The sequence below is a fragment of the Oceanobacillus halophilus genome, from assembly GCF_003628505.1.
In the GTDB taxonomy this organism is placed as follows: Bacteria; Bacillota; Bacilli; order Bacillales; family Amphibacillaceae; genus Oceanobacillus; species Oceanobacillus halophilus.
Map to the genome: position 1 here is coordinate 1 of NZ_RBZP01000004.1, position 17,480 is coordinate 17,480.

At 37.6% G+C, this 17,480-nt stretch carries 15 protein-coding genes and 5 pseudogenes; 8 read left to right on the top strand and 12 right to left on the bottom strand.

All coding sequences use genetic code 11. The features are described 5' to 3' along the window. A pseudogene (locus tag D8M06_RS20430) lies at positions 1–200 on the top strand (hypothetical protein); the annotation flags it as partial. Between the two features lie 828 nt (positions 201–1,028). Here D8M06_RS20430 and D8M06_RS07600 read toward each other — a convergent pair. Continuing rightward, a complete protein-coding gene (locus D8M06_RS07600; RefSeq protein WP_158591754.1) occupies positions 1,029–1,907 on the bottom strand; it encodes a DnaD domain-containing protein in 879 nt (292 codons plus the stop codon). 90 nt (positions 1,908–1,997) lie between these two features. Beyond that, positions 1,998–2,534 (bottom strand): RNA polymerase sigma factor, encoded by a 537-nt coding sequence (locus D8M06_RS07605; RefSeq protein WP_121203806.1) that lies wholly within the window; start codon positions 2,532–2,534, stop codon positions 1,998–2,000. 360 nt (positions 2,535–2,894) lie between these two features. On the opposite strand from D8M06_RS07605, the gene D8M06_RS07610 reads away from it, so the two are divergent. The 4 genes from D8M06_RS07610 (at position 2,895) to D8M06_RS07625 (ending at position 5,412) form a co-directional block, all read left to right on the top strand. After that, positions 2,895–3,155, top strand: coding sequence for a helix-turn-helix domain-containing protein (locus D8M06_RS07610; protein WP_121203807.1), 261 nt, complete (start codon positions 2,895–2,897; stop codon positions 3,153–3,155). A gap of 109 nt (positions 3,156–3,264) precedes the next feature. After that, positions 3,265–3,726: a competence protein ComK gene (locus D8M06_RS07615; protein ID WP_121203808.1), complete on the top strand. Its 462-nt coding sequence runs from the start codon at positions 3,265–3,267 to the stop codon at positions 3,724–3,726. 40 nt (positions 3,727–3,766) lie between these two features. Next, entirely contained in the window at positions 3,767–4,078 is a 312-nt protein-coding gene (locus D8M06_RS07620; RefSeq protein ID WP_121203809.1) for a hypothetical protein, read from the top strand. A 404-nt stretch (positions 4,079–4,482) separates the two neighbouring features. Next, entirely contained in the window at positions 4,483–5,412 is a 930-nt protein-coding gene (locus D8M06_RS07625; protein ID WP_121203810.1) for an endonuclease, read from the top strand. A 163-nt stretch (positions 5,413–5,575) separates the two neighbouring features. On the opposite strand, the pseudogene D8M06_RS07630 reads toward D8M06_RS07625, so the two are convergent. From D8M06_RS07630 to D8M06_RS20130, 7 genes and pseudogenes are all read right to left on the bottom strand, one after another. Next, positions 5,576–5,689: pseudogene (locus tag D8M06_RS07630) on the bottom strand (flagellin); the annotation flags it as partial. A gap of 349 nt (positions 5,690–6,038) precedes the next feature. Beyond that, positions 6,039–6,743: pseudogene (locus D8M06_RS20125) on the bottom strand (flagellin N-terminal helical domain-containing protein); the annotation flags it as partial. Between the two features lie 330 nt (positions 6,744–7,073). Beyond that, a pseudogene (locus D8M06_RS07650) lies at positions 7,074–7,280 on the bottom strand (flagellin N-terminal helical domain-containing protein); the annotation flags it as partial. Positions 7,281–7,615: 335 nt separating this feature from the next. After that, a complete protein-coding gene (locus D8M06_RS07655; RefSeq protein WP_121203812.1) occupies positions 7,616–7,810 on the bottom strand; it encodes a hypothetical protein in 195 nt (64 codons plus the stop codon). Next, positions 7,785–8,336, bottom strand: a complete 552-nt coding sequence (locus D8M06_RS07660; RefSeq protein WP_121203813.1) for an REP-associated tyrosine transposase — start codon at positions 8,334–8,336, stop codon at positions 7,785–7,787. The genes D8M06_RS07655 and D8M06_RS07660 overlap by 26 nt, the downstream gene beginning before the upstream one ends. Then, positions 8,336–9,781, bottom strand: a complete 1,446-nt coding sequence (locus D8M06_RS07665) for a YifB family Mg chelatase-like AAA ATPase (RefSeq protein WP_241558901.1) — start codon at positions 9,779–9,781, stop codon at positions 8,336–8,338. The genes D8M06_RS07660 and D8M06_RS07665 overlap by 1 nt, the downstream gene beginning before the upstream one ends. A 959-nt stretch (positions 9,782–10,740) precedes the next feature. Continuing rightward, a complete protein-coding gene (locus D8M06_RS20130; protein WP_241558902.1) occupies positions 10,741–10,854 on the bottom strand; it encodes a putative holin-like toxin in 114 nt (37 codons plus the stop codon). Between the two features lie 567 nt (positions 10,855–11,421). Here D8M06_RS20130 and D8M06_RS07670 point away from each other — a divergent pair. Next, positions 11,422–12,096: pseudogene (locus tag D8M06_RS07670) on the top strand (UPF0236 family transposase-like protein); the annotation flags it as partial. A 246-nt stretch (positions 12,097–12,342) separates the two neighbouring features. Here D8M06_RS07670 and D8M06_RS19965 read toward each other — a convergent pair. Beyond that, positions 12,343–12,492: a hypothetical protein gene (locus D8M06_RS19965; protein WP_170150261.1), complete on the bottom strand. Its 150-nt coding sequence runs from the start codon at positions 12,490–12,492 to the stop codon at positions 12,343–12,345. Between the two features lie 549 nt (positions 12,493–13,041). On the opposite strand from D8M06_RS19965, the gene D8M06_RS07675 reads away from it, so the two are divergent. Further along, positions 13,042–14,136: an NAD(P)-dependent alcohol dehydrogenase gene (locus tag D8M06_RS07675; RefSeq protein WP_121203816.1), complete on the top strand. Its 1,095-nt coding sequence runs from the start codon at positions 13,042–13,044 to the stop codon at positions 14,134–14,136. 67 nt (positions 14,137–14,203) lie between these two features. On the opposite strand, the gene D8M06_RS20435 is transcribed toward D8M06_RS07675, so the two are convergent. Both D8M06_RS20435 and D8M06_RS07685 read right to left on the bottom strand, forming a co-directional pair. Beyond that, on the bottom strand, positions 14,204–14,410 hold the full coding sequence (locus tag D8M06_RS20435) for an IS3 family transposase (protein ID WP_121203817.1): 207 nt from the start codon (positions 14,408–14,410) through the stop codon (positions 14,204–14,206). A gap of 63 nt (positions 14,411–14,473) precedes the next feature. Further along, positions 14,474–14,827: a DDE-type integrase/transposase/recombinase gene (locus D8M06_RS07685; RefSeq protein ID WP_121203818.1), complete on the bottom strand. Its 354-nt coding sequence runs from the start codon at positions 14,825–14,827 to the stop codon at positions 14,474–14,476. 1,191 nt (positions 14,828–16,018) lie between these two features. On the opposite strand from D8M06_RS07685, the gene D8M06_RS07690 reads away from it, so the two are divergent. Beyond that, positions 16,019–17,476 (top strand): DASS family sodium-coupled anion symporter, encoded by a 1,458-nt coding sequence (locus D8M06_RS07690; RefSeq protein WP_121203819.1) that lies wholly within the window; start codon positions 16,019–16,021, stop codon positions 17,474–17,476. Positions 17,477–17,480: the final 4 nt, after the last annotated feature.

The window sequence follows — 17,480 nt, forward strand, 5'->3', positions numbered from 1 at the left end:
GCAAATTGAGATTTTATTTAAAACATGGAAATCATTATTTGAAATTCATCGGGTAAAGAAGATGAAAAAAGAGCGATTTGAGTGTCATTTATACGGTACACTGATACGATTACTTTTATGTTCCACGTTGGCGTTCCAGTGTCGAAGGATGCTTTATAGGAAGCATCAAATGGAAACGAGTGAATACAAATCAATAAGCATTGCGAAAGAATGCCTTTCTATATTTAAAGACGTTGTTTTAAAGAGAAATAGTTTAGTAGAGTTGTGTAGGAAGGTTTATATAAGTATTAAAATAAATGGAAGGAAGTGCCATAAGAAAAAGAAAGAAACCGTATTTGATATTTTAAATATCGCATATAAACCAAACGTATCCGAAGCAAATGACTAATCCCTTAGGAAAATGAAGTCTGAAAATAAAGTTTCCTTAGGAGGCTTATTTCCGCATGCAGAAAATTATTTAGAAAAACAAAAAAGAGAAAAAGCTAACAAAAATTAATGATTTGTTTTCATTACTTTTTTGTTAGCTTGATGGCTATGGGGACAGGTTCCTCGTCCCACCCAACTCAGGAGTTACTTGCAAGAAAACCTTAATAATAATACAGCATCCTGTTTTTGCAGAATACAATATTTTCTCCCATATCCTTGGTTAATTCTTAAATAAATCAAACGTTTGATTGAATCTGAGCATAAAAATCTCTTGATCAAACGTTTGTTTTATTTTTATATAGGAGAAATACCGCTACCGAATAATCACTAATACAAACAAATCCCCCTACTCCCAAAAAATCACCTAAAAGTCACGTCCCACCAAATCCATTTGTATAAGAGCAAACATACACCAATCTCTACCATTCGCAAATCGTATCATAGTAAAATTCTTCGTGATGATAGGGACAGTTCTCACTCCTAAATTTCCAGAAGGACAAGTCCCCCATCTTAATAATCACTTCTCATCCAACAAATCAAACGTTTGATTGAATCTAAAACAGCTAATCCCTCTAAATCAAACGTTTGTTTAACTCTCCACATTAACTACCCACATCACTCTCCATCTCCCGCTTATACCGCTCAATCCTCTCCCTCACCACATTCGGATCCTGCTCTTCCATCCGTCTCCGTTCCTCTTCACTCCGCTTCCTACTCTCTTCTCGATGTTTATCCATCCACCAAGGTACAATTTCTGAAGACCTTTGACGATTCTCTGCATAATAATATTTCTTACCAGATTGCAACTGAGCTCTTTCCCTCTCTGCATCTTCCACCGTCAGGATTCCTTTCTTCTTCCAACTTCGCAAAATCCCCTCCACATAACGCCACTCAGCTTTTTCTCGCTCTACCGCAAGATTCATCGCATGTAAGACAAGGTCTTCCCCAACTTCCTGCACCCATCTATGTAACGTTTCCGGAATCTTTTCTGTAAAATTTCGTTGAAAATAAATTTCGGCGTCCGTGCCTGCATGCTCTTTCCTATTTCCTTTTATTTTCTTTTCTTTTTGTTTATATAATGTGCTCGGATTCCCGCTCGCACTGTCGTTCACCTTGCCGCTCACTTTGCCGCCCGCTTTCCCGTCCACATTTCCGCTCGCCTTTCCAGCAACACCCCCTGCTTCCTCCACCCCTTCAAAGTCACACAACGAAATCATCGAATACACTGCCGCTTGATTTCCACCTCGCGACTGATAACGAATATACCCTTTCTCCTGTAATTCCGTGCGTGCGCGTTTACAGGTACTTTCACTTAATACCGCTTTATAACAAAGCAAACTCATTGCTACGGTAAATTCCTTCACCCACCCGGCACGATTGTTGATAGCCATCAGCACATGCCAAAGGTTCGCAGCTCCCAGGGATAATCGATTCGTTTCTTGCTTCACAGAAAATGCATTTAACTCTTTGATATAGTTCATTTTTAACATCCTTTCTATATATGTATAAACCGTAACCAGACGTCTCTACACTTCCTAGTTGTGGGACGAGGAACCCCCGCCCCACTCCTATCATTCTATGATTCTTTCTCTGAGTTTCTTCCTTGCTTGTTTGCCCCAGTCTTTAACGGCATGGACCGTGGTGCCTTCTTTCTCGGCAATTTCCTTGTATGTCCAGCCTTTCACGATGCAATAGTACACCCATTTCTTTTGCTTGACCGTTAGCTGCTTCAGCAATTTCTCCCAATAGTCGCGATCTTCCAGTACAATCCCCTCTGGATCAATCATTGCCTGTTTATCTTCCCCTACATGATTTCCATCGGTTTGCTCTCTCTTTATGTTTTGGGCGTATTTCTCTTTATGATCCTGTTCCCTCACATCTTTCCGAATCGTATCAATGAGATGATTACGTATGGAAAAATTGAAATACGTCGACATCGGACCTTTCGTTGGTTCGTATTTCTTATAGGCCATCCACATCGCATAGAGTCCCTCCGTGTAATACTCATGTAGTGGATCATGGATGCCCAAGCTCTTCAATTGAAAATAAATCCTTCCCTTATTCTGTTCAAATATTTCTTCAAAGGAATCTTTGTCGTTTTCTTCCATCTACTTCTTCCTCTCCTAGTAAAGTTTGATTCTGTACATCTATTAGCCGGCTTGTTGTTAGAAGCATCATACCGATGAATCCGTCTTTTGTCACATGCGCTAACTTGCAAAAAATGACCCAAAATGACAAAACAGACCAAAATAATCAGTCCAAAATGTCAAAATGGATCGTTTTATGCAAGTTAGGGACTTTTTAAACTTTTTCCTGAGATAACGGGGCACTGTCTTATTATTTGGAACAGATGGGGACAAGGAACCTGTCCCTCCGTCCCCCTACCAACTTTGTTTCCTTGGTGCATAAAAAGGGTGCTATAACACGTTCCGGCTTTGTTTTCTGCGCTTGATAATGGGGTAAAAAGGATGAAACTTCCATTGAATAAACAATCATTTGATAAATTATTTGGAGAAAAGCTTGAGGTTAGAAGAAGGCAATTGCTCAAGACACAAGATGACGTGGAACATGAAGCGCATATTGCAGATAGACACCTTGGAAAAATTGAACGTGGACAAGCATCGTCAAATGTTTATACCTTATATAAATTATGGAAGGTACTAGATTTAAGTGCGGATAAAATATTTGAAGAAATTGACAAAGAGATGGGATCGGAGAAAAGCAAATGACTCCTCTCCCCTCAGGCTAGCTATATCAATTACTTTAATGGAAGAAAGGAGGTTTCAAATCATCGCCATAAATCCGCCGTTAACGAAGAAGTCCTAAGAAGGAAATAATATGAAAATAAAATTAAGTCCTTACCACATCAATCCAAACACCTTAGCGATCATCCCAATTCAACACGACACCTACAAAAGTCTCATCTATGATTCCAACCAAACCATCTACAACAAAAAGAAGCCACTGCAATTAATGGAACAAGCCTGCATCGAGAATCTCTGTTTATTCGAAGATCGCAGAAAAGCGGTCATTCAGCTTACTGGTTTTAAGAAAAAAGTTCCCATCCCGATCAATCCGGACAAAAGCATGTACGCATTTCCTACACACTCCATCACAAGCGCGGATTGTTGCTGGGTCTTTTATCATCATCTAAGTCATGTAAAAAGCATCTCTAAAACCGTATCCAGGGTTTTATTTACCAATGGCGTACACTTGGAAATTCCTGAATCCCCACGAATGTTAAAAAAGCAGTTACAACGAACAAGAAAGTGTGTATTATATTTTGAAAAGATGGTATAGTAATTATTGTCAGAATTTATAAAAAAGAAAAGGTGATCAAATGATAGAATGGCAAATGCCACCAGATGGCGGAATGTATAAATTAGTAGGAACAAGAAAGGTTCCTAATGATATCAGTTTAATTGTCCTTATTGATGACGACAAAGAAGACACGCTGCATAGAAGGGAATACAGCTGGAGAAATGTCCCTAACCTGCATAATGAAGGGTTAAAACAGTACCTACTATCGATGAGCGATGGAATTGAACGAGGCTTTTATGATATAGCACTGATAGATGAAGAATTAGGAGAACTGCCTGAGGATTGGGAGAAGGAAAATTTTTATGTGGTTCGGGAAGTGAAGAAGCCATAGACTGAAATGATACTAGTATTTGATTACATAGGTAGAATACTTGCATAAAGTAAAAGCACAGGCCCGTTTTGAACTTTACTGATAAAGAAGTAATTATCTCACTCTATCCCGGGAGTAGTAATTACTTCTTTTTACAATATTCTTGTACTTGTCCCCATATCCCAAAGACACATATACTAACCACCCTTACAATATACAGTTGCTGTTTTATATTCTCCCTTCTTTATAATCACTAAACCCCGACAAATCCTCTATCGAAGTTTTGTACATGAATTCCATTTGATTACTATAAAAAATATTTTTAGGCAAAGGCATCTTTCCATATTAGTCTTATATTATATCAAATGTCATAATTCACTTAATAATGTTATAATTAGAATATACGTTCTTATGAGGTGAGAATTATGGAAAAGAATTGGCTAAATACAAGTGCTTCATTTAAAGCAAAGGTTATAGGAAAATTACTTGGAGATGGTTGTATTACCATGCAAGAAGGTAGAAAACCTAGATTTCAGTTCACACACGTTTCAAGAGATTATAGTTGGAGCAATTATTGCTACTTGCAACTATTGGAATTCTTACCTCTAAGTCCCCCTAAATACAAAAAGAACATTGATCACCGATTACAACAAGGTTATAGCTTATCTTACTACGTTCAATCAAGAACAGCAGATATGATTACTTATCTACGCTTAAAGTGGTATCCTGTGAATAAAAAGAAAATACCCTTCGATTTAATTAGTAAATATTTTGATGAACAATCACTAGCCTGGTGGTATATGGATGATGGACATTTGAAGCTAGAAGGGAATAAACCTAGAAAAATAATTTTATCAACCGAAAGCTTCAATAAATCTGAAAATAGTTGGTTAATTGACTTTTTAAAAGAGAAATATAATCTGCATTTTTATCTTGACAAACAGAATCGAATCATACTGTATGATCAATTTCAAATCTATTATTTCCTACATCTAGTAACCCCTTATTTACACGGAAGTATGCACAGAAAGTTTTTGAAAAGCTGTGAATATAGATTTCATATACCAAATAAAAGAACTACCATTTATCTCCCTACCTCAATAGCATTAAAGTATCCGACGAAAGAAATTAATGGAGCATTATATGAATTAGATAAATTAATCAACATTTATAAACGTGGTAAGTTTTATAAAAGGAATTTTTTCCTATTTAATGAGAATAATGAAATGCCAACAAAAGGCTACCAAATTATATTGGAATCAGATAACCTCTCTAGGTTATGTTTTATGAAAGGAGTTACTGGATTGACCTTTAGTAAGTTGGCGGAGATTTCCTTTAAGACAACACTCTACTAACCTTCTATAAATAATTTTCATTATATTATCTAATTAACATATTGTTATGTATAACTCCCAAAATCAGTATAAGGATCTTTTTCTTTTATACTTTGAAATAAATTATTTTTAGTATATAAAATAAGAGACTCCAGCAAAGCCAGAGTCTCTCCTAAATCTACTATTATTGTAATAGCTGTAAAACACCTTGTGGTTGTTGGTTAGCTTGTGCTAACATACTTTGTGCCGCTTGTGAAAGGATGTTGTTCTTTGTGAATTCCATCATTTCTTTCGCCATCGTGCGAACATTTACTTTCATAAATGACTAGACTATATCTTCACCCTCTAATTATCTAGTAGGGGCCGGGCACTTCGGATTTGAGAGGTCTAAGGCGGCACCTCTTTCACCTACGAATTTCATCACCTTAAGCTTAGCTGTTAGGTGGTCTATTCTAGTCGTTGAACCTTCGCCAGGCTTTCGCCACAGGCGCTTGGCTGCTCGATTGCCCAATCTCATCTTTTTTCCAACCTTCACGACTGCCGTTTCCAGCTTCGTTGTGGTAAGACAAGCTCTAAGGGGTTTCCAGCAATTCACCCGATAATTATCTCTAACCGTTACCAGTTAGGACGACTGTGACTGTTACTGCTTAAGCAGCTAAGTCATAATCAACGTCACGGATACGTGACTCTGCAGCAGTTAGGTTTTCTGCTGATGTTCCTAGGTTGTTGATTGTGTGGTCTAGGCGGTTTTGAACTGCACCAAGTTTAGATCGTTCAGATGAAACTGTATCAATAGCTGTTTGAATAGAGGTAATTGCACCGTTTGCCATTTCTTGAGTAGAAATATCAATTCCAGCAGTATCACCTTCTATTTGGAATTTAGTATCATCGTCTGGGTCGGCCGAAACAGTTAAAGGTTCAGCACTTGTTTTTGCTTCTAAATCGCTTCCAGCAGAATTAAGTCTTACATCACTTAGTTTGTAGTAATCATCTCCTACTTTTACAGCAAACTGATTTCCATCATCATCTTTTAATACTGTTTGACTACCTTTTCCTAAGACTTCCGCAGTAGCATCTTCACTTAGTCCAGTTCTTGTTCCAGTTACACCTAATGTTGATGCATCCATGGCATCAATACTAATTGTTAAATTTTGTTGTGCATTAGCTCCTACATGGAAGGTTCCTTTGAATTCCCCATCCAAAAGATTCTTTGTATTAAATTCAGTATTATCTGCAATTCTTGTTATTTCTTCTGACAATTGATTCATTTCATCTTGCAGTGCTTTACGATCTTCTTCATCATTATTTGTATCGTTGGAACTTTGAACTGCTAGTTCACGCATACGTTGAAGAATCGAATGAGTTTCATTTAGAGCACCTTCAGCAGTTTGAATTAAAGAAATCAATATGTTACCGCAATGGCATTTAATCCACTACTTCTCTATGTCTCCATAAAGCTCAGATCATATCTTCATCCCATTAGGATGCCCCGCGCTCGTGGGTGGGTTATTGGTCTGGTTCCTCACCACCTGATCGTTACACCTTCCTAACTACTATCTACCAATTCATTAGGCTTGGCTCGGTATTGCCCACCATCCGCAAACTGAAGCTTGGTTTGGGGTTCCACCGAATTCACGGAGTTTTCATCTAAGTATTACTACTTAGAGCGGCATTTCTTATTTACCGTCTTGTGCATTTCTTTGTGCAGTTTCCAACCCACGAATCTGCCCACGCATCTTCTCAGAAATCGCTAGACCCGCAGCGTCATCCCCAGCTTTGTTAATTCTCAAACCTGAAGAAAGCTTCTCCAATGAATTTTGTGTTGCACCTTGGTTTGCTCCTAATTGACGATGCGCATTAAGAGCTGAAATATTGTGATTAATAATCATAATTCCTTACCTCCATGTAAGTATATTTTTTGCAGGTCACATCCTTGTGTCCCACATATATAACAACTCTTATTTAGAGTTATTAACAAGAATAGTTGTACAGTTCACATCCTGTGCACTCTACATTTGAATAACGTTAAGGCCTTAACAAATCACCCGGTATGGATGATTACACTCTTTATATCGGCATGATTCGGGAATGTTTAACAATAAAATAGAAAAATTTACAAACTAACACTACTATCCAAGGTGGAATAATAATACTGCATGAATCTTATAGAACGAATTCATTGACTCCTTAATCCAACCTTATCTTCATCCTCAAAATCTGATACCTATAACCCAATGACATAGCCATACTTATTCTGTATGTTTACACCCCCCGTTGTTTCCTCTTCTTCTGGTACTTTTTCAAAATGCAATCCTCCTAGCTTTATAGCATCGAAAGGATATTTCGGAATACTTAAACTGCCGGTTACGGTTTTGGAATCACCTGTTGGAACGTCACTGTGACACACCAAGGCTTCCACAATACTTCTCCCGCCTCTGTCTCCATGTCCCTTCATAATAATCTAGTAAGCTATTCAAATTAATAAAACTCGGATAATGAACATTCTCATTCTTATAAAAATGAAAGCTGCTCCATGGGTAGTTTTCTGGTTGCTTAACCATTTTTGCCCTGACTGGATTTAGATGGATATAACGGCTGACTTCTAACATCCCTTCTTTATCTTCAATGACCTTGTCATAGAAGCGTTTTTCATATACATGGCCTGTGAGTTGGTATTTGGTATTATAGTAATTGGCATAACGCTTGTTGGTTAGCCCCATTATCTTTGAGATGGATGTTTCCTTTGATCGTAGTTGTAGGTGGTAATGATTGTTCATTAGGCAATAAGAGGCAATTTCGAAAGGGTACTTTTCGTTGAGTTGCTTTAGAATGTGGAGAAAAGCTTGGAAATCACTAGCATTCCGAAACAAGGGATCGCGGCGATTGCCCCTACTAACAATATGATAATATCGTCCCGGTATGTATATCCGTTTTTTGTATGGCATCATGTTTCCCTCGCAATCACTTGTTTTTTATTCTGACTCCATCTTCTTAATTTCATCGCCTCCCAAATGGCTTGATCGGATATCCTTTCTTCTCCTGCTAAATCAGAAATGGTCCTTGCGAGTCTGATAATTTTAATTTGGACACGATTGCTCCAGTTTTGCTTTGCAGAAACATTTGTGAGCATCCTTTTCTGCTCCGCCTGCAATGGACTCTTTTCTATCATCGTTTCAAACGGAACCTTGGCATTGGATACTTCTAGTTGATAACGTTCAAACTGACGTAGTCGTGCTGATTCCACTCGTTTGCGAATATCTGATGAGGTTTCTTGCTTTATGGATGGCTGGTTTACATTCACCGATTGTAGGGATAATAGAATATCCATCCGGTCATGAATAGGGCCTGAGAGGCGATTTCGGTAGGCTTGAATTTGCTTTTGTGAACACGTGCAGTAATGATGAAAAGATCCGAGATAGCCGCATGGACAGGGATTCATGGCACCAATAAGGATAAAAGAGGATGGGTACGTCACGGTGGAATGGGCTCTGCTAATGGTCACCTCTCCCGTTTCAAGTGGTTGGCGCAGCATATCAAGTGTTTTCTTGGAGAATTCTGAAATCTCATCCAGAAAAAGTACACCACGATGAGCCATTGAAATTTCACCAGGTTTTGGATTAGAACCACCACCAATGATGGCAACGGCAGAAGCAGAATGATGAGGGTGTCTGAAGGGAATAATTTGATAGTGGGTTCGTTTTTCATCTGCTAGCTGGTAAAGACTCATCACCTCTAGCTGTGCTTGATTCGTTAAGGTTGGTAGAATAGAAGGGAATGTTTCAGCCAACAAGCTCTTCCCACAACCAGGAGGACCACTCATGAGCAAATTATGCTCCCCAGCAGCCGCAATTTCTAAGGCTCGTTTCGCTTGCTCATGGCCAATCACATGACAAAAGTCCTTTTGATGTGTTTCAGGAGTGTGTAGCAATTGCTCCATTTGGGGAGAGTTTGGGTGAAGTGACAAACCTTCTTGCCCTTCCAGATGGTGGACCACCTCCTCCATATGCTGTACAACTATACACTCTACGTCCTTTATCATATGAAGCGGCAGAACAGGGTCATACGGTAAATACACTCGTTTAATCCCTAGCCCCTTGGCAGCAAGGACAGCAGGTAAAATCCCCTCTCCACTCACAACCGCACCATCAAGGGATAACGCACCAATGAAAGCCGTCTCTGTTGAAATTTCACACGTAATCTCACGCAATTCCTTTAATGCCGCAACCGCAATGGACAAATCAAACAAAGAGCCGTTCTTCTTTTGATCAGACGGCGAAAGATTCACGACCACCTTCTTATCAGTCACATCCAAATCAAAATGAGCAATCGAAGCCAACACCCGCTCCCGTGATTCTTTAACCGACGCATCAGGCAGTCCCACAATCACCATCGATTCCGTATCCTGCGAAACCCGCACCCCCACCTGCACATGGTAACCTTGTAACCTTAGCAGTCATACAATAGCCTCCAGTCTATTTAGTTTTTACTTCGCTCTGAAATAATAGGAATCGTTTAAGAAGAATATATCGAGATGAATGGTAGGGAAATAGGAAAACAGGGAATTCATCGGGGATTATAAAAGGAGTCTTCCCTTTGAATAATAGGAGAAAAAATACCTATACCTATCTTTTCTACAAAATAATTCAAAATCCTGCAAAAAAACAGAAGAAATTTAAAATTTTACTGTTTTACTATCTACTAATGTTCGACAAATTTCGGGGTGTCACTGTGATCTAGACTTCAATTCTTCATCTAGAAATTTGTAATAATTTTATGTATAATGGATATAGATAAAAGGAGAAGTGCTGTAACACTTCTCCTGCAACCTCTACCGTCAGGGTGGTGGTTGTCAAAAAAATATTATTTAATTTGAGATCCACCCCTATGCTTGCGACGGCGCGGGGTGGTTTTCTTGTGTTCTAGTACGATTTTCCGAAAGATATATGCACTCGTTTCACGCATAATTCCTTACAGAACTTCTCGTAGGAATTCAAGAAATGTTTCCATGATTATCACCTCTTTCCAAAAAGGAAAGAAGAGCGACAACCAACTACCCTCACCATATTCAGTTGCTACATTATTTCATCATATTCTTACTGCTTTTTTATCTACAACATTCGACAAATTTCGGGGTGTCACTGTGACCATAACAAAAAGTTGAAAAGCCATATTCATGTCATGTATAATATAATTAAATAGAAGATAAAATAAAAAATAGACAGAGTGCTTCCAACACTCTGCCTAAGCAACATACATGCCGCATTAAAGGGCGGCTGACCAATGATACATGATCCTTGTTTTAGTCAAAAAGAAGTAATTTCCCTACTCTTTGGTCGGAGCGAAGGGTGGTTACTTCTTTTTTCTATTGGTGACAACCGTGATGATGGTTACAACTGCTGTTATTGTCGTAACTAAGAAAATGCCAAATTGAAATAGCATATCCATTGCTTCATAAGTCACCATAATATACACCCCCTTTCTTTAAGGGAGTGTCAACCGCCCGTTCGCTTTATGTAGTTGCTATAACATTATTTTAACAATATTCTCAAAAAAGTTCTATAAAATCTATCCTATTATTAAAGGAGAGTAGAATACACAAACTATACACCTTTCAGCTTATACATTTTAACACATTAACACAGTGGGGGGCACTGCCTCCTTAGCCTGTGTCCCTTTTAACTCAAGTTATTATAAATAATTGAATAATTGCATAAACAAACGAAAGTTATGTATAATATAAATAGAATTATAATAAAATAAAAATAGACTGAGTGCTACTAACACTCAGCCTTAGCAACTACATGCCGCAAGAAGAACGGCTGACCAAAAAATATTAAGTACTTTTGAAAAAGTAACTATCCTATCCTTTGCTCGGGGGCTAGGCGGTTACTTTTTTCTCTGTTTAACGACCTTTACTATAAGTATCTAAACACCTATCAAAACCAGATTTGAGTTAAGTGCTATCATTACCAGGGCGTCACTGTGACCAGGGTCCAAAGAAATGGTCGTCGAATTAGAGGGTTCCGTGAGTTGCCAGAGAGGAAAGAAATAGACTTTCTCTATGCTGAAGCTGATGGCGTATTTTTTCGGGGGATAGAAAAGAAAAAGAGTCATAAGGTAAGCTATGCAATCCTTTATGAAGGGTGGGATAGGAACGGGAAATGGGTCTCTTTGCGTAACCCGATGGCGATTATGACAACCAAACCCATTGCGGATTTTTGGAAAGTGGTCACTAATAGTGACGGTGGTGCTGGATATACAGCTGAGAAGTTCCAAGAAAACTTCTCACAAACGGAATATCCCGTCCTGAATCAATTGGATGCCTATCATGTCTTTCAAGGGCTTAATCGGGCGTTCGAGGCTGGAAAAAGTGAGTATAAAGACGAACTGCGAAAAGCATTAAAAGACCATGATTTAGATTACTTTAACTTATGGATTGACACTTACGAAAGCACGCTTGACGATACCAAGAGGATAGAAAAAGTTCGGGCATTCCGTTCGTATATCTTAAACAATTGGGAGCGCATATTAGACTGGAGAGAGTGCGTTGATAACCCACCAGAGGATGCGAGAAGCTTGGGAGCGGAAGAATCCAATCAACGCCATATTACTTACCGGATGAAGAAACGAGGCATGCATTGGAGTTCAGAGGGTGCTGAGGCAATGGTCAAATTAAAGCAAGGCAAGCTAAACGGAACCTACAAAATTATAGTCCACCAAGCGATGCCATTCACGCAGTAGCCGAAAAAAGCGTACAAAAATAGAGTGCCAGAAATACTGGGGTAAAAAGGGTACCGAGAAAAGCTTGACACAAACCCGAAATCTAAATAAATAGAATTATAATAAGAAATCATGTATAATATAAATAGAATTATAATAAAATAAAAGAGAAGTGCAACCAACACTTCTCTCTGCAACCTCTACCGTCAGGGTGGTGGTTGTCAATAATATTTAACCTTTATCTTGAGAACCACCCTTTTGCTTGTGACAGCGTAGGGTGTTTTTCTTGTTTTCCGTGACGTTTTTACGTAAGATATATGCACTTATTTCGCGCACAATCCCCTTTAGAACTTCTCGTAAGTATTCAAGAAATGTTTCCATGATTATCACCTCCTTTCCAAAAAGGAAAGAAGAGCGACAACCAACCACCCTCACAGATTCAGTTGTTACTTTATTTTATCATATTCTTACTGCTTCACTATCTACTTATCTACTAATCTTCGACAAATTCCGGGGCGTCACTGTGACCAAGAGTTAAGCACTCTCCATAAGGAAATGTGCTTGATTTTTTAATGTTTGTAAACTGATTCGATCCGTTTATATATATATTTTGGTTAACAAACTAAATTGAAATTGCACCCATTATGACAAAACGATAGTGATATAATTTGACAAGAACGAAGAATACCAAGGAGGAATTACCTACGTAAAGTAGTATTGCTATTTTAGTATAGTTTAATTGTTCTTATTACTTATTTTACTTGTTGTAAAGCCTATAATCCCTCATTACTTAATTATGATACTCCTTCGTTTTTGGGTCAAATAAATTATTGTATATTAAACAATAATTAATTTGAAATAGATTACATGTATAATTAATTTATTTTGTCTTAAAATATAATTGAACCAAATAATCTCAAGGAGGCCACTATGAAGATTAAAGCAGCAGTAACAAATGGACAAGGTCAGGAGTTTAGTTTTGAAGAAGTAGAATTAGCAGCACCTAAAGCAAATGAAGTTTTAGTGAAAATTGTTGGTACAGGTGTTTGTCATACGGATGCAGTTGCACGTGATGAAGCAATTGCACCTCTACCTGCAGTACTTGGACATGAAGGATCAGGTATTGTAGATGATGTTGGTGAAGGAGTTACACGTTTTGAAAAAGGAGATCATGTTGTATTATCATTCGCACATTGTGGGCATTGCGATAATTGTTTAACAGGTCACCCAACAGTTTGTGATACTTTCAATGATTTAAACTTTGGTGGTACGCATGACGATCATACACACCGATTATCAAAAGACGGTCAACCGCTTTCAACATTCTTTGGTCAATCTTCATTTGGTACATTTGCCATTGCTCACGAGCGTAATGTTGTCAAAGTAGATAAAGATGTAGATTTAGCTTTATTAGGTCCTTTAGGATGTGGTATTCAGACAGGGGCAGGTACTGTTCTAAATAGAATCAAGCCAGAATTCGGTTCAACCATTGCCATTTATGGTGCAGGCGCAGTTGGTTTAAGTGCGATTATGGCTGCAAAAATAGTTGGCTGTAAAACTATTATTGCCATTGATGTACACGATTCACGACTAGATCTAGCAAAAGATCTTGGTGCTACGCATACATTTAATGGAACAAATGTAGATGTTGTGAAAGAAATTAAAGAACTAACAAACGGCGGTACAAACTACGCAGTCGATACAACAGGTGTTCCTCCAGTCGTTCGTCAATGTTTACAAGCTTTACGCCCACTTGGAGCTGCTGCAATCGTTGGTGTTACACCAGAAATGAATATTGATGTGCATAATGATCTAATGGCTGAAGGAAAAACAATGATGGGTGTTATTGAAGGTGACTCGGTACCAAATGTCTTCATTCCAGGATTAATTTATTACTACAAAGCAGGCCAATTTCCATTTGATAAATTAGTCAAATTCTATGAATTTGAAGATATCAACAAAGCCTTTGAGGATTCAAAAAATGGTTTAGTAATTAAACCTATCGTAAGAATTGCAAAGCAATAAATAAAACGCGTATAAGCACATTAAACTTCCCCCACTGTCAAGTAGACTAGGGGAATAATAAAACTGATCAAGCGGCTTTAGCTCTATATTTCAAAGGGATGAGGCCGTCTAGTCGTTTTTGATATCGATCATGATTATAAAATTTCATGTACTTATCTATGACTACAAAGCGCTTCATATGCTCATACTTATGTAAATAATACTTCTGACATTTTAGGATTCCCCAAAAAGACTCGATTGGTCCATTATCAATACACGACCCGTGACATGCTATGTGTCATCTCGGTTGCATCAACCCTTCGTTTAACCCATGAGATTTATACTGGAATCTCGGTCACTATGGATAAGTAGGATGATCACAAGGAGAAAGAGCTATGGATTGATCAATAGTCTTGAATACAAGTTTTTTATTGTTAGAGTATCCCAGAACATAGCTAACAATTGATCCATCATAAAGATCAAGAATCGTACTTAAATAGGCTATATTTGAAGAACCATACTTAAATTTTGTGACATCAGTAACCCATTTCTCATTCGGTTTATCCGCAATGAATTTTTGATTTAATACATTTTCAACGACATATCGATAAATCCGCTTGTAATTAAAGGAGCGTCCGAATTTTCGATTCATATTTAACATATATGGAATTCCTGATGATAATCCATTCATCTGATACTTGTTTAATCGCATCGTGCTACAGCCTCTTGGTCAACGTCTTTTTTTTCATTTTGAATTATCATAAACCCCCCTTTCCAGAACATATATTCCTATATTATCACAAGATGCAAGTAGGCTGTTAAATTAAATAGACCGCTGTATTGATAATCTCCTTGTTTTGTTAAATGCACCATTTACTTAAATAAGACTACTAATCCTTTTGTGACCTCTCATACATCATAACGTTGTTAAAAAAACTCCCGTGAAGATTATTAAATTTTTAATTTCTTTCTAGATTCTGCACTCCCAGTTTTTATATTAACAATTTCTTCTTCTAATGATAATAAACTTCCAGTTAGCACAAAAGCAACTGCCCCTATTGAACAATCGTACCATTTTGTTTAAGATTAATTATCTAAATTTTCACTGTTACTCTTCTTCTCTGCGTAATAATTCCAAATATCATATAAAAGCCAAAATATAATGATTACTAAAAGAGGATAATAACCCTAAAACATTTGGAATAAAGAAAAATAGTATTATAGCAGTTATCAAAAATGGTGACATAAGTATCCAATAACATTTATTCTTAAAGTGTTTAATAAGACATTGATGTTAAAACGACAGTACGCAAGCAGCAGTTTCCCTGCAGCTTGGTTGCAATCACTGTAGTTCTTACTTAGTATAACAATTGGGGACTCTAATTGGGCAAAGGATGTCATACAAGACTTTAACCAAGTTCCCAAGACAAGACAGACTAATCATTAAAAAACAATTGTAGATGGTTGTAAAAATGTTCAGATTACTACAATCGATACGATATCGCAATTAATATCCAATTGCTAGTACAACTTCTAGTTGCCATCGTTGCAATCTTGGATATTCTATATTCACTCTAGTTAAGGTTTGAACCGGAATCATCAAGTAGCACTTGGTGATTCCGGTTAAATTTATAGTTATGGAGTTGGAAAGGATAAACATCTCTTTATTTTCGTAATTCTTATAAAATAATAAGAAAAAAGATACATACAGTCAACTGAATTCGTCAATTTTTCTAATAGAGATACATATGATATACGTATTTAACTTCCGATACTTGTCCTTCCGTGGTGTGACCAGATTGTGAATTATGTAACTAATGTAAGTGTTATATAACTATAGAAAGCGCTTCCGTTATGAGGCATTCATTTATAATAGTTGTATAACAACAAGGAGGTTATTTCAATGAAAAAGAAAAATATTATCGCTTTGATTGCAGCATTTGTAGTTTTTATAATTATTTTAATGTTACCTAACCCAGAGTCACTGCCTTTTGCTGGGCAAGTGAGTTTAGCTGTATTAGCATTCGCTGTAATTATATGGGTAACAGAAGCAGTGAGTTACCCTGTGAGTGCAGTGATGATTGTTAGTTTTATTGCTTTATTTGTTGGTTTATCACCAACAATTGAAGACCCATCCGTAACTTATGGTACAAAAGGGGCTTTGGGAATGGCGATAAGTGGTTTCAGTTCTACCGCAGTATTACTTGTTGCAGGGGCACTTGTATTAGCAGCTGCGATGGAAATAACGGGACTTCATAAACGTATTGCACTATTTATTATGTCTAAAGTGGGAACAAAACCCAGGAATCTCGTAATCGGGGTAATTGTAGTAACCTTTATCCTAGCGTTGATCGTTCCAAGTGCAACAGCCCGTGCAGGTGCGCTCATTCCGATATTACTTGGGATAATAGCAGCTTTTGGAATGGCGAAAAATAGTAAATTAGCAGCCTTGCTGATGATTACTGCTGTACAGGCAATATCCATTTGGAATATAGGTATCAAAACTGCAGCAGCACAGAATATGGTTGCTCTTGGTTTTATGGAAACACAATGGGGTTTTGATATTTCATGGGGGAAATGGTTCCTGTATGCAGCGCCATGGTCTATTATCATGAGTATTGTATTATACTTTGTTATTACACGATTAATTAAAGTCGAAGATATGCCAGGTAATGCTGGTACAGAGAGCATAAAAGCTCAGTTAAAGGACCTTGGTAAAATTCATGGTAAGGAATTACGTTTAATCATTATTTCAGCAACACTATTAATTCTATGGGCAACAGAAGGTATACTTCATCCATTTGATTCCACCACAGTGACCATTTTTGCAGTTGCCATCATGCTAACACCGGGGATCGGAATCTTTACCTGGAAAGAAGTGCAACCGAAAGTTCCATGGGGAACATTAATAGTGTTTGCTACAGGTATCTCACTAGGTACCGTATTGTTAAACACAGAAGGTGCAACCTGGTTATCCTCCAATACATTTGAGGCAATGGGTCTAACTGATATGCCATTGGTAGTTATGATTGCGGTACTCGCTTTATTTAATATATTAATTCACTTGGGATTTGCTAGTGCAACAAGCTTAGCAGCTGCATTCATTCCAATTGTAATTGCATTGGTAGTTGGAATGGGAGAAACCGCGTTTAATGGTCCGGGGCTTGTATTGATTATGCAATTTGTAATCAGTTTTGGTTTTCTATTACCTGTCAGTGCTCCACAAAATATGCTTGCCTATGGTACAAATACTTTTTCTGCAAAACAATTTTTGAAAGCAGGTATCCCAATTACGATTATTGGTTATCTATTAATTGTATTGTTTAGTGCAACATATTGGCAATGGATTGGTTTATTATAAATCA